Below are 12,260 nucleotides of genomic sequence, written 5' to 3'. Positions count from 1 at the left end.
TTCATGCAGGTCACGCCGGGCGGCGTGGCCTGTTTGCGCACCTGGCATAAGCAGTTGGGGGAACTATGGCCTACTTCATAGACAGGCGGCTTAACGGCAAAAACAAGAGCGCGGTCAACCGCCAGCGCTTCTTGCGCCGCTATAAGGCGCAGATCAAACAGTCGATTTCCGGGGCCATCAACAAGCGTTCGGTGACCGACGTGGACAGCGGCGAATCCGTGTCCATCCCCATTGAGGATATCAACGAACCGATGTTTCATCAGGGTCGCGGCGGCCTGCGCCACCGCGTCCATCCCGGCAACGACCACTTTGTACAAAACGACCGCATTGAGCGCCCACAGGGCGGAGGCGGCGGCGGTGGAAGCGGCCAGGGTCAGGCGAGCCAGGACGGCGAAGGCCAGGATGAATTCGTGTTCCAGATCTCCAAAGATGAATATCTCGACTTACTGTTCGAGGATCTGGCGCTGCCGAACCTGAAACGTAACCAGCACCGGCAGATCACCGAATTTAAATCCCATCGCGCAGGTTTCACCTCTAACGGCGTCCCGGCCAATATCAGCGTTGTTCGCTCGCTGCAAAACTCGCTGGCTCGCCGTACGGCAATGAGCGCGGGTAAACGCCGTTTGCTACACGAACTCGAAGAGACCCTAGACACCGTCAGCCGCAGCGAACCCGCTCAACTGCTGGAAGAGGAACGCCTGCGCAAAGAGATTGCAGAGCTGCGGGAAAAAATTGCCCGCGTGCCGTTTATCGACACCTTCGATCTCCGCTACAAAAACTACGAGAAGCGCCCGGAACCTTCCAGCCAGGCGGTGATGTTCTGCCTGATGGACGTCTCTGGTTCGATGGACCAGGCGACAAAAGACATGGCCAAGCGCTTTTATATCCTGCTCTATCTGTTCCTGAGCCGGACCTATAAAAACGTGGAGGTGGTTTATATTCGCCACCATACCCAGGCGAAAGAGGTGGACGAACACGAGTTCTTTTACTCACAGGAAACCGGTGGGACCATTGTTTCCAGTGCCCTGAAGCTGATGGATGAAGTGGTGCAGGAGCGCTACGATCCGGCGCAGTGGAACATCTACGCCGCGCAGGCTTCGGACGGCGACAACTGGGCAGACGACTCGCCGCTGTGCCATGAGATCCTGGCGAAAAAACTGCTGCCGGTGGTGCGTTACTACAGCTACATCGAAATCACCCGCCGGGCGCACCAGACCCTGTGGCGGGAATACGAAAATCTGCAGGCCACTTTCGAGAACTTCGCGATGCAGCATATCCGGGATCAGGATGATATTTATCCTGTGTTCCGGGAACTGTTCCAAAAACAGACTTCAGACTCTCATAGCTAGTTAAAAATCAGTAAGTTGCACGATGAAAACCTGTTGCCAAACGGATTCAGTTGGCAACAGGTTCATGCATTCAGTGCCTTCCAAGAAATCGCCCGACACTCAAAAAATCATGTTCAAGCGGCTTCCTATTTAACCGCAGCGTTTCCCCCGTCAGCAAACAAGGCTGAACCAGCCACAAAACTCGACATATTACTCGCCAGAAACAGTGCCGCGCTGGCTATCTCCTCCGGCTGTGCCAGACGTTTCAACGCATGCAGCCCCGCAGCCCAGGCTTTCTGATGCTCATCACCAGCCATTCGGGTTTCCGTTCCTCCAGGCAGTAAGGCATTGGCACGGATGCCTTGTCCGGCATAATCTGCGGTAAGACCCTTCACCAGCCCCATCAGCCCGGCCTTAGCTGCCGCATATGCGGCCATTCCCGGCAGACCTACGCTGGTACCGACGAAACTGGAGATAAAAATAAGAGAACCCCCACCTCGTTTGAGCATCAACGGGATCTGGCTCCGGGCACCGAAATAACCCGCTGTCAGGTTAACGGTCAGCGTATGCTGCCATTCGTCAGGGGTGATCTCTGCCAGTGGACGGATAGTGCCCGTTGTACCGGCATTATTGACCGCAATATCGATACCGCCGAATGCATCAGCAGCCAGGGCGGCGATTGAAGCATGCGTTTGCTCCTCGCCTGCGTCCCCGACAAAAATCCTGACATCACTGCCAACGGAACGAAGCTCCGCCGCCAGCGCATCCAGCGGTGCCTGACTCCTCGCATTCAGAATCAACGAAGCGCCATGCTGAGCAAACAAAATAGCAACAGCCCGTCCAATACCTTCCGAGGCGCCAGTAATCACAGCGACTTTACCTTCAAGTAATTTCATCACTTTCCCCATTTCATTAATGAGATTCCGAAACTCATTTTGAATCTTTCTGTTCATTTTCTTGATGCGTGTCGCCGTTTGATTTCAGCGGCTTATCCGTAAGCCTATGTCCAGGCTATGCCATAAAAACTCTGTTTCTTGCTTTTTAATTAACTTATTGATGGATAAACGCGTTATGGCGGGCCCGGCAAAACCGGATAGGGTGCGCGAAATGACAAGCCTTCAACATTTGGAGAAGGCGTTTTGGATGTTTTTAAGGCTATCCCACGTTGAAAGGTGTACCTGAAACGAATCGGTTTGCAGCGGATAAGGAAAAGCTTAAAGCCGGCGCTTCACCGGCTTTTTATCCCTGAGAGAAAAGAAAACGGGGGAATAACCTGAATCAGGCTGACGCCTGCTTATTGATGGAGCTCAATGTCGTATCCCCACTGTTTCCAGTGAAGCAGCTGTTCCTGCTGGGCTGTCGATAACGTCTTTCCCACCCATAGGAAAATATGTTGCCCGGGGAAAAGCTCCGGACGCAACGTATCCACCGGCTCGGCAAATACGTTCACGGTCAGGCCTCTGCGGGACAGGCGCCACGCCTCCAGCCATAACGCAGCCCGATCGTCCGTCTGCCAGCCAATCAGCAGGATGTCGCCCAAACTTTGGTTCTGCGCCGCCGCCAGGCTCTGGGCACAATGGCAGATCAACGCGCCATCCAGCAGGCTGCGCATCAACAAAGCCGTGGATTCATCCTGGCTAAGTTTTTGCCTCACGGGCAGCAAAAGGTTATCAATCAGTAAGTCTGCGCTGTGCTCCCGGCTGAGAGAAGTAATCTTCTCACGCAGCTTTCCAGGATTAACTTTCCTGACCAGAAGCATCATTTCTTCTTGCAGCGTTACCCACAGCTGCTCTTCCGGCACGTGGCTGCGCTCCAGCAGGGCTTTCACTTTGCCTACGGAAACGCCTTTGCTCATCCAGTATTTGATTTCTTCGATGCGCTGAATATCCGCATCATCGAACTGGCGATGCCCCCCCTCGCTACGCTGGGGCTTCAGCAAGCCGTAGCGGCGCTGCCAGGCTCGCAGGGTGACCGGGTTGATACCACATCGCTCTGCTACATCACCGATAGTGTAATAGGCCATAGTGTCCCTCCCCGTACACAGATCCCACGTCTCCATTGAAACATCACTCAATCTGTTCAATGTGTACAATTTTTTTACGAGTTGTACAAGTGAAATCTGATGCCTTTGAGGCACGACACGCGGCAGATATCACAACTCTGCTTTACGCTCCGGCCAGGCAATACGGAAAGCGCCGTGCCCGCAGGGTTTAGCAAACAAACTTCCCTGGAAGTGAGAAATACCGGCCGCCTCGAGCCACATCCACTCTTCCGGTTGCTCAATACCCGTGGCTGAAACCGCAATTTCAAGGGAGGCGCAGCATTTGATTATGGCCTGGATAATCGCCTGCTGTGGCCCACTTTTATGAATGCCCCGAATCAGCGACTGGTTAATTTTCAGCCTTTCAGGTTGAAACTGTGCCAGCAGCTGTAGCCCAGCAAAGCCGACGCCAAAATCATCAATCGCAAGCTTGATACCGGCCGATTTAAGCTGCCTGATAGCGTCGGTAAACGCATCCATCTGCGGCATGATTTCGCTTTCGGTAAACTCAATAACCACCTGCTCGGGAACAAGCCCGTTCGCCTCAATATCCGCCAGCAGTTGTTCCACGGCGTCAGGAATCATGACCAGCGTCATCGGCAGCAGATTGATGCATAGCGTTTGCACGCCAATATTAGCGGCGCATGCTGCGGTGAAAGCGGCCTTCGCGTTCAGCAGTTCAGCCAGGTAAACATCGCCCCCTTCCTCTGGCGCTGAATTAGCTTCCGTGGCTAACACCTCTACTGCCGCGACAGTACGAGCCATTGGGTCGACAATCGGTTGAAAAACTATCTTTTTATGCAGCGTTTGTGGACTTGATGCCGAATGAGTCGGCGCATCGAGAATAAATTCCCACGCATCACCCGGAGGGATCTCAAAATAGTTCTCTTTTTCCGTCGATTCGATGAAGGTCCGGAAAAAACTCAAGGCCCGGTCATCGTAAGCCAGTTGATATCGGCTAGTCCCTTTTTCCAGAACGACCTGCAAGACATCGTTTTTATCGTGCTCTCTTAAATCAAAAAGCTCCATGCCCACTCGCCCAAAGCGGCGGGCCGGGGCGTAATCACAGAGCAATTCAACAATGTTGTGATGGCGATCGTCTTTACAAATAGCGTGATAAACCTTCTGCACGCTCTCTTCCGGGCCTTCCAAGAGTTGAAAGAAATGTCTGCCGTTGAATAGCAGGATCCCCGTCACATTAGCGTCAATATTTTTTGCATTTGCCGCGGAGACCATCGCCTCCAAAACCTCAAACGGCGTGCTGGCGTGGATGTGGCTTCGGTAAATAACTGTCGTGAGCATGGCGGGTTCCAGCGAAAGGTTAAGGGAGTAACTTAACAGATCCCCGTCCTGACGTCGCCACATACTCAACAAAGTCTAAACAACTTAACAACATGGAATGTTTGCTCGCCATTTACCTTTAGTCAAAATGTACAATTTTACGTATCGATAAGTTAAAAAATTTAAATCATAACCAATTGATAAATAAAGATTAGCATTTTTAGTCAAAAAAATAACAGGCAAACTAATACACCTTTGTGTACAGTTTTTATAGCAATTGCATAACTTAGTTAACATCTTGCAACGTGTGAATTTACAGGAGCAACTTATGCGACAGGACACTTTTACACCAGGTCAGAACAGCGTAGAAAATGACATTGCGCGCTATTTTAGCCGCGTTGCGCCGCCGTCTCAGCAGGAAACAATGGGGCAAATTGTGCTCGAAATTCTCAGCGATGGCCGCAATCTGAACAGAAAAGCGATCTGTACCAAATTGCTCTCGCGACTCGACCGCGTTTCTGAACCGGAAGAAGAAAAACACTATCAGGCCCTTTTGGGCATGCTTTTTACTCGCTAGCGAATAACCAGCCCGGAGTTCAATCAGAGTAATGCGTACGCTCCCTGGTGGGAGAGTCACCTTGAAGTATAAATGCTGAATTTTCCTCATTCTCAGACTCCGGCAAATGACTTCATGCCAGCGGTATTTAACCCCCGGCGAAGAAATCAGGAGTAACGAAGTGAAGAGAAGCGACGATGAAAAATTAACGGACGAGATTATCGGCGAAGCAGCGCTGTCGTTACTGAACAGCAACAGCGCAATTAATACCCGCGCTTTAGTTGCCAAGTTAGAAGCGATGTTTATATCGGAGCAAGAAGTACGGCGACGTAACGCGCTACAGAAAATTATCGCTGAAATCGAGGGGAATATTTCCCAGAGTCTGACAGGAAAGACAGAAAAAAAAGCGCTTTCAGGCGCAGTTAAGACTCAACGGCTTAACGAAAAAAATGTCCACTAGCGGCCCATGGCCAACAACTGAAAAACGGTGAATGACTATGACACAGCTAATTTCTAATCCCTCTGCAATGCATACCGGAATCGTAGACCACGCATTATCCGACTTTATAAGAAGCACAGCAGACCGACACGCAGAGGAAAATGCTGCCATCAGTCAGGCCGTCACCGCCATTCTGGCTGCCAATAAGAGCGTTTCCAATAAAGCGATTATTATCTGGCTGGTTGACGCCCTGGAAACGACTCAAGACGTCGTCATGTGCGACGTTTATCGCAATGCTTTAGAGATTGTTGTGGGCCATACCGTGGACGATATTTAAGGCCTGCGCAAACAATAAAGGCCGGCCAGAACCGGCCTTTATTGTTTCTGAATTACAGCGTTTTCTTCATAAAATATCGGCTGGTGCCTTCGGGTAAACAGTCAATTTTGCCAAATGCCTCCCAGCCATGCTTGCGGTAGAAGTCCGGAGCCTGGAAACTGATGGTATATAAAAAACCAGCCACACAGCCGCGCCTGCGCCCTTCTGTTTCAAACGTCCTCAGGATCTCGCTGCCTAATCCATGCGCTCTTAACTCAGGCGGTAAATAAAACAGATCGATAAACAGTACACCGAGGGACGAACGCCCCAACATCCCACCAACAACTTTCCCACTCTCGGAACTGCGAACCACAACCGCCAGCGGTTGGCGATCGTTTATCCCACTCATCGCATCGTTAAACTCACCGAGCCCCGCTTCGATGGGCAGCGAATACTCCTCGCTGATTTGATCAGAAATTTCTAGTTTGAAACCCGACATCGCATACCTCACTGACATTGCCCCTTATCACCCTACCAGTTCTTGCGTTGAGCCTGGCCGACAACACTGTATATATTTACAGACCGTAAAAACAAGAGTCTAAAATGATGAAAAGAGAACGCTATCGGCTTTCCGTCGCCGTATTTGTTGTCCTGCGCCGCAGAGACGAAATTTGTCTCATCCGCAGAGCGAACACCGGCTGGATGGACGGCTTCTATAGCCTGCCCGCAGGCGGTCTTGAAAGCGGTGAAACGCTGCTTAATGCCGCAGCCAGAGAAGCCCACGAAGAGACGGGGGTGATCATTGAGACCGAAGCCCTCAGGTCAGTTCACTTGATGCACGTTAAAACCGAAGATCGTTCGTGGATGGGGCACTTCTTTCTCTGTTCAGACTGGCAGCGCGAGCCTTATATCGCCGAGCCGAATAAGCATTCTGATCTGCGATGGGTAAATATCAGGCAGTTGCCGGAGAACACCGTGCCCTATGTTAAACAAGCCATCAGCGCTATTATCAACGGCGAGATTTATTCCGAATACGGCTGGCTAAGCTAAGCGAACGTAGAGCGCCATACATGCTGGGCCTGTGGCAACCAGGCCGGCAAGTTAGCCTGATACCACTCAAGATACCGGGTTAACATTTGCGGGTGTCTGTGGGAAAGAAGATTCAGCACTTCTACCACCAGCCAGGCTTTAGCCAAAAGCACATGACGCGTCAGGCGTGACTTCGACCACTGAGGTGCCACTTGTTGATATCGCGCTACCATGAGGTGAATACTGGCCGGTTCCCCCATTCCTTTAATCAGAGGTGCCAAATCTATCGCCGGGCTCCCACGGCCAAAGCGCTCCCAGTCAAATAAAACCAACTCTCCCCCGGCTCGGCGTCCCCAGTTTCCGGCATTTGAATCCCCCGACACCCATTGCTGCGGCTCGAAAAGCACATCACTTTGAGCTTTGAAATAATGCAAAACTGCTTCGAGCTCCGGGGGCAATTTCAGCAGGCTTAATGCCAACGCCATTTGCTCATCCCTCCACTGATGCCGCCTGAATGTCCCTGAGGGTTTCATCTGGCAATGATGGAGCAACGCCAGCTTTTCATACAAATCGGGGTCGGCAGTCAGCGTTTCCAGTGAACAAGGCTGCGGGATAAATTCGATGATCAGCCGTCGTGCCTGGCGGTTAAGGGAATAAACGTCGGGAATGCCAGGTCCCTCCGCCCTGAACACGGAGGCGTGGTGCTGATAAAAATCGAGTTCAACCTCGGAAGCATCTCGCTTTTCAACAGCAGGTTTTCCCTGAAAAACGCATTCACGCACGAGGGCATTTCCCATCTGCGTCAGTACATTATTAGCCATCTTTTGCCCGAATTTTTGCATGTCAGATAACTATTATCGCGATAGGATGAAAATTCAAAGCAGAGACTTAGAAAGACGACAAGAGGCAGTGCAATGACATCCCACGCAAAAGGCGAAGACGTCCATCAGCAACTTATCGATTTACTCGAGCAACAGCAGGCCCGCTACCGTGTGGTAAAACATGTCGCGGCGGGGAAATGTGAAGAAGTCTCGGCAATCCGTGGCACCGAACTTGGCCAGGGCGCAAAAGCGCTGGTCTGCAAAGTCAAAGGCAACGGCGTCAAGCTGCACGTGCTGGCGATTCTGGCGGCGGACAAACAGGCGGATCTGAGCCTGCTGGCGCAGCATCTGGGCGGCCTGAAAGCGTCGCTGGCAAGCCCGGCGGAAGTAGATGAGTTAACGCGATGTGTGTTTGGCGCTATCCCGCCATTCAGCTTTCACGCTCAGCTCCGGCTGGTGGCCGACCCGTCTATTTTCGAGCGTTTTTCAGAGATTGCCTTCAATGCAGGGTTGCTGGAAAAGTCAGTGGTGATGGATACGCAGGATTATTTGCGCATTGCGCGCCCGGAGCTGGTCAATTTTCACCGCCCCGAATAGCTACCCGAGGCGTTCGAGATAAAGGACAGACAGCACCAATACCGAAGCGATCCCGAGGAACGCGGCAGTGATGCAAATCGTGTCGAAAAACGCTGGATCGCCCATCCTTTTCTCCCGCAAGCCATTGCTCGCTGTCATATCGTTCAATTATTGACCGCAAAAATGACAGAATGATGAACGGCCACAGAATCACTGTCGGCCATTCGCCACAACAATAAAAGTTAAAAACCTCTTATTTGGCAAGGATATATCATGATTTTTGACCCCACACTTTTGATCCTTCTGGCGCTGGCGGGATTAGGTTTTGTCAGCCATAACACCACCGTCGCGGTTTCCATCCTCGTGCTGATTATTGTGCGCGTCACCCCGCTGAACACCTTTTTTCCGTGGATTGAGAAACAGGGCCTGACGGTAGGGATCATTATTCTGACTATCGGCGTGATGGCCCCGATAGCCAGCGGCACCCTGCCCGCCAGCAACCTCATCCACTCTTTCACCCACTGGAAATCGCTGGTGGCGATTGTCGTCGGGATTGCGGTTTCATGGCTCGGCGGGCGCGGCGTGACGCTGATGGGCAGTCAGCCAGGCCTGGTAGGCGGTCTGCTGGTTGGCACCGTCCTTGGCGTCGCCCTGTTCCGTGGCGTGCCGGTCGGGCCGCTGATCGCCGCCGGGCTGGTTTCCCTTATTGTGGGTAAGCAGTAGCCTCCTGCCGCTGCCAGCGGTGAATGCGCCAGGCCAGCGCGCTGCACAGCAGGTAATAAACCAGACCGGTAAAGATAAAAATGGCCGCCGGGTAAATTTGTACCCGGCTGTTAACCTGCCCGGCCACGGTTGTCAGCTCCGGTACGTTGACGATAAACGCCAGCGACGTGTCTTTGATGAGCGAGATAAACAGCCCGGCAAACGACGGTAAAGCGTTGCGCAGCGCCTGAGGCAACAGCACTAACCTCAGCGTTTGCCATGGCGTAAATCCGCCGGCAACCGCCGCCTCATTTTGCCCCTTCGCCAGCGCATTCAGCGCCGCCAGCGTGGTGTACATCACCGCCGCAGACGTAAACCAGGCCAGCGCCAGCGTGACGGTTAACGGCCCCGGTAAATCACGCCCGGTAATGGCGGGCAGCAGGAAATAGAGCCAGAAGATAACAAAAATCAGCGGAATGCCGCGGATCAAATCGGCCCAAATGAAAAGTACCCGCCGCACAATACCGCCGTAGCGCCAGGCGACACAGGCCAGCAATAACCCCAGCCCCAGGGCAAGCACGCCAGCGCCCACGGCCATCATCAGCGTTAGCAACACGCCGCCCGGCTCGCCCTGAGCCATTCTTCCCCACAGCAAATAATCGAGGTTGTCCGTAATAACCGAAATGTTAGCGATCATGCTGTACCTCCGGTTTACGTAACCCGCGTTTCCCCGGCGCAAAGAGTGTAAATAGCCCGCTCATCGCCAGTCCCAGCAGCAGATAAAGCACCGTGCCTGCGGCAAAAGCGCCCAACGCATGGGCGTTGTAGCTTTCGATACGGCGCACCTGGCTGGTGAGCTCGGCAAAGCCGATGCCCGTGGCCAGCGAGGAGAGCTTCATCAGGTTGAGATATTGCCCGACCACCGGCTGCCAGGCGTTAACCACGCCCTGGGGCAGCAGCACGGTGCGAAAAAGCTGCCACTCAGAGAAGCCCTGAGAAAGTGCAGCTTCGATTTGCCCCTTCGGTACCGCCTGCAACCCGCTGCGGATCTCCTCCACCAAAAATGCCGAGGTGAAAACCCCTAGCCCCCACGCCGCGCAGAGAAACTCCGGCGTCAGCCACCAGATGCCGCCGGGCAGCTGGGACCAGCTGTGATCGTCATTAATAAAGCCGCGCCAGCTCTGCGGCAGCGCGTTCCACGCCGCGAAATACCAGAAAAGCAGCTGTACCAGCAAAGGCGTATTGCGAAAAATGGAGATCCAGCTTGCCGTGAAATAGCGTCCCGCCCGGCCACCGGCGAGCCGAAGCCCCAGCAACAACACGGCAAACAACGTCGCAATGATTATCCCGGCTAACGTCACCCACGCGGTGGTCAGCAAACCGGAGATCAGCCAGGCTCGCGGTGCTCCACTTAACACCCCCGCCCAGTCAAAGTAGCTGTTCATGATTCGGCCCCGGCATGTAGCGGGTCGAGTACCTTTTGCAGGAAACGACGGGCGCGGGGATGCTGCGGCGAGCGGAAAAACTGCGCCGGGGCCGCCTGCTCGAGAATGGCTCCGCCGTCAATGAACACCACTCGGTCGGCGATTTCACGCGCGAACTGCATCTCATGCGTGACCACAATCATGGTAATGCCGCTGTGGGCGAGATCCTTCATCACCTGCAGAACTTCACCGATCATCTCCGGGTCGAGGGCCGAAGTCGGTTCGTCAAACAGGATAATTTGCGGCGATGACGCCAGCGCCCTGGCAATCGCCACGCGCTGCTGCTGCCCGCCTGAAAGCTGCGCCGGATAGTGCTGCGCTTTGTCTGCGAGGCCGACTCGGGCCAACAGCGCCAGAGCCTGCTCATGCGCCGCCTCACGCTTCCAGCCGTGAACGTGGGTTAGCGACAGCGTAATGTTCTGCTCAGCCGTCAGGTGGGCGTAAAGGTTAAACTGCTGAAACACAAACCCGATTCGGCTTCGCAGGCGGCGCAGCGTCCTGTTATTCAGCGCTCGGGTGGATTTGCCATCGATAAAGATATCGCCATCGCTGAGGGTTTCGAGCTGGTTGATGAGCCGTATCAGCGTCGATTTCCCCGAACCGGACGGGCCGCAAATCGCCACTACTTCTCCGGCCGCGATAGTCAGGTCTATCTCGCGCAAGACGGATGTTTCACCATAATTTTTACTCACTTTGCGAAATTCAACGCTGGCGGACTGCAGATGCAAAAAATCCGCAGCCGAAGCTGCGGACAAAAGAGGCGGTCGTTTAAACATATTATTTGGCTACAATTTTAAAGCTGCGCGGCTGCGGGGTTTTGCTGTCGGGGCCAAACCAGGCGCTGTAGATTTGCTCTGCCTGGCCACTTTGTTCCAGCTTCACCAGCTCGTCGTTAACCGCTTTTAAAAGGGCAGGTTCCCCTTTCTTCACGCCAACGCCAATCTCTTCCTTGCTCAGCAAGTCCGGCAGAATTTTAAACTTCGCCTTATCCGGCGCTTCGGCCAGCAGCCCGGCAAGAATAGTGCTGTCCTGAGTGATCGCCTGGACGTTACCGTTGCGCAGCGCGGTAAAAGCCAGCGGGATATCATCATAAGAAAGCACTCGAATTGACGGGAAGCGCTGCACCAGCGCCTGTTCTCCGGTGGTGCCTTTCACCGCACCCACGCGCCCTTTCGCGTAATCCTCAAGCTTATCCGGCCCGGAAGCCGGGACCAGGAACTGCTGCCCGGTCACAAAATAAGGGGTAGAGAAATCCACCACCTGGGCGCGTTCCGGCGTAATGGTGATATCCGCCACGATAAGGTCGACCTTACCGGACTGCAGGAGCGGAATACGGTTCGCCGGGTTGGTGGCCACCAACTCAAGCTTAACGCCCAGAGATTTAGCCAGTGCTTTCGCGAAATCAACGTCATAGCCCACGATATCGTGCGTTTTAGCATCTATAGAGCCAAAAGGTGGATTTGCGTCAAAAGTGGCCACTTTAACCACCCCCGCTTTTTGAATATCCGCCAGCTGGTCTGCGTGAACCGCGGTGGAGGCCAGGCCGGACAGGGCCAGAACCAAAGCAGAGAGCGTTAATTTACGTTGCGCTGTTGTGTGTGAAGTTGTGTGCGTTAAAGCCTTTACCTGTGCCATTGATTTTCCTTGTTATCCCGTCTGTGAGCGAGCTATGCCTTTACGCTCGCAC

Annotated in this window: 17 protein-coding genes; 7 read left to right on the top strand and 10 right to left on the bottom strand. The window is 53.6% G+C overall.

Annotation, left to right across the window (positions count from 1 at the left end; genetic code table 11):
* The first annotated feature begins 65 nt into the window (after positions 1 to 65).
* Positions 66 to 1,349: a YeaH/YhbH family protein gene (locus WFN87_RS08895; RefSeq protein WP_039292166.1), complete on the top strand. Its 1,284-nt coding sequence runs from the start codon at positions 66 to 68 to the stop codon at positions 1,347 to 1,349.
* A 125-nt stretch (positions 1,350 to 1,474) separates the two neighbouring features.
* Here the strand turns inward: WFN87_RS08895 and WFN87_RS08890 are convergent, their stop codons facing one another.
* The 3 genes from WFN87_RS08890 to WFN87_RS08880 all read right to left on the bottom strand — a co-directional run bounded on the left by WFN87_RS08890 (position 1,475) and on the right by WFN87_RS08880 (position 4,671).
* Positions 1,475 to 2,224, bottom strand: a complete 750-nt coding sequence (locus WFN87_RS08890) for an SDR family oxidoreductase (protein ID WP_166993974.1) — start codon at positions 2,222 to 2,224, stop codon at positions 1,475 to 1,477.
* Positions 2,225 to 2,622: 398 nt separating this feature from the next.
* Positions 2,623 to 3,351 (bottom strand): MerR family transcriptional regulator, encoded by a 729-nt coding sequence (locus WFN87_RS08885; protein WP_166993972.1) that lies wholly within the window; start codon positions 3,349 to 3,351, stop codon positions 2,623 to 2,625.
* Positions 3,352 to 3,480: 129 nt separating this feature from the next.
* The gene (locus tag WFN87_RS08880; protein ID WP_166993970.1) at positions 3,481 to 4,671 is read right to left on the bottom strand and encodes an EAL domain-containing protein; all 1,191 of its coding nucleotides are present in this window, start codon (positions 4,669 to 4,671) and stop codon (positions 3,481 to 3,483) included.
* Positions 4,672 to 4,978: 307 nt separating this feature from the next.
* Between WFN87_RS08880 and ycgZ the strand changes: the two genes are divergently transcribed.
* From ycgZ to WFN87_RS08865, 3 genes are all read left to right on the top strand, one after another.
* On the top strand, positions 4,979 to 5,227 hold the full coding sequence (ycgZ, locus tag WFN87_RS08875; protein ID WP_008456679.1) for a regulatory protein YcgZ: 249 nt from the start codon (positions 4,979 to 4,981) through the stop codon (positions 5,225 to 5,227).
* A 160-nt stretch (positions 5,228 to 5,387) separates the two neighbouring features.
* Positions 5,388 to 5,666, top strand: coding sequence for a hypothetical protein (locus WFN87_RS08870; RefSeq protein WP_336982512.1), 279 nt, complete (start codon positions 5,388 to 5,390; stop codon positions 5,664 to 5,666).
* Positions 5,667 to 5,703: 37 nt separating this feature from the next.
* On the top strand, positions 5,704 to 5,982 hold the full coding sequence (locus WFN87_RS08865) for a biofilm development regulator YmgB/AriR family protein (RefSeq protein WP_034808453.1): 279 nt from the start codon (positions 5,704 to 5,706) through the stop codon (positions 5,980 to 5,982).
* A gap of 52 nt (positions 5,983 to 6,034) precedes the next feature.
* On the opposite strand, the gene WFN87_RS08860 is transcribed toward WFN87_RS08865, so the two are convergent.
* Positions 6,035 to 6,460: a GNAT family N-acetyltransferase gene (locus WFN87_RS08860; RefSeq protein WP_008456684.1), complete on the bottom strand. Its 426-nt coding sequence runs from the start codon at positions 6,458 to 6,460 to the stop codon at positions 6,035 to 6,037.
* A 104-nt stretch (positions 6,461 to 6,564) separates the two neighbouring features.
* Here WFN87_RS08860 and WFN87_RS08855 point away from each other — a divergent pair, with 104 nt between their 5' ends.
* The gene (locus tag WFN87_RS08855; protein WP_336982509.1) at positions 6,565 to 7,011 is read left to right on the top strand and encodes an NUDIX hydrolase; all 447 of its coding nucleotides are present in this window, start codon (positions 6,565 to 6,567) and stop codon (positions 7,009 to 7,011) included.
* On the opposite strand, the gene WFN87_RS08850 is transcribed toward WFN87_RS08855, so the two are convergent.
* A complete protein-coding gene (locus WFN87_RS08850) occupies positions 7,008 to 7,811 on the bottom strand; it encodes a phosphotransferase family protein (protein ID WP_336982507.1) in 804 nt (267 codons plus the stop codon). The two genes, WFN87_RS08855 and WFN87_RS08850, sit on opposite strands and share 4 nt — an antisense overlap.
* A 93-nt stretch (positions 7,812 to 7,904) precedes the next feature.
* On the opposite strand from WFN87_RS08850, the gene WFN87_RS08845 reads away from it, so the two are divergent.
* Positions 7,905 to 8,408, top strand: coding sequence for a YbaK/EbsC family protein (locus WFN87_RS08845; RefSeq protein WP_166993962.1), 504 nt, complete (start codon positions 7,905 to 7,907; stop codon positions 8,406 to 8,408).
* On the opposite strand, the gene yoaI is transcribed toward WFN87_RS08845, so the two are convergent.
* Positions 8,409 to 8,513: a small membrane protein YoaI gene (gene yoaI, locus WFN87_RS08840; protein ID WP_336982504.1), complete on the bottom strand. Its 105-nt coding sequence runs from the start codon at positions 8,511 to 8,513 to the stop codon at positions 8,409 to 8,411.
* 150 nt (positions 8,514 to 8,663) lie between these two features.
* On the opposite strand from yoaI, the gene WFN87_RS08835 reads away from it, so the two are divergent.
* Complete coding sequence (locus WFN87_RS08835; RefSeq protein ID WP_034808455.1) at positions 8,664 to 9,110, top strand: DUF441 domain-containing protein; 447 nt, start codon at positions 8,664 to 8,666, stop codon at positions 9,108 to 9,110.
* Here the strand turns inward: WFN87_RS08835 and WFN87_RS08830 are convergent.
* From WFN87_RS08830 to WFN87_RS08815, 4 genes are read right to left on the bottom strand one after another with little or no spacing between them, the layout of a single operon-like run.
* Positions 9,091 to 9,786 (bottom strand): amino acid ABC transporter permease, encoded by a 696-nt coding sequence (locus WFN87_RS08830; protein WP_336982503.1) that lies wholly within the window; start codon positions 9,784 to 9,786, stop codon positions 9,091 to 9,093. The two genes, WFN87_RS08835 and WFN87_RS08830, sit on opposite strands and share 20 nt — an antisense overlap.
* Positions 9,776 to 10,534 (bottom strand): amino acid ABC transporter permease, encoded by a 759-nt coding sequence (locus WFN87_RS08825; protein ID WP_336982501.1) that lies wholly within the window; start codon positions 10,532 to 10,534, stop codon positions 9,776 to 9,778. Before WFN87_RS08825 ends, WFN87_RS08830 begins: the two co-directional genes overlap by 11 nt.
* On the bottom strand, positions 10,531 to 11,349 hold the full coding sequence (locus tag WFN87_RS08820; protein WP_336817720.1) for an amino acid ABC transporter ATP-binding protein: 819 nt from the start codon (positions 11,347 to 11,349) through the stop codon (positions 10,531 to 10,533). Before WFN87_RS08820 ends, WFN87_RS08825 begins: the two co-directional genes overlap by 4 nt.
* Position 11,350: 1 nt before the next feature.
* Positions 11,351 to 12,208 (bottom strand): ABC transporter substrate-binding protein, encoded by an 858-nt coding sequence (locus tag WFN87_RS08815; protein WP_336982498.1) that lies wholly within the window; start codon positions 12,206 to 12,208, stop codon positions 11,351 to 11,353.
* Positions 12,209 to 12,260 lie beyond the last annotated feature (52 nt).

The sequence above is a fragment of the Cedecea sp. AS113 genome (assembly GCF_037152415.1).
GTDB lineage: Bacteria > Pseudomonadota > Gammaproteobacteria > Enterobacterales > Enterobacteriaceae > Cedecea.
Note: the sequence above shows the minus strand (reverse complement) of the source record. Positions and strands in the feature narration are given on the sequence as shown.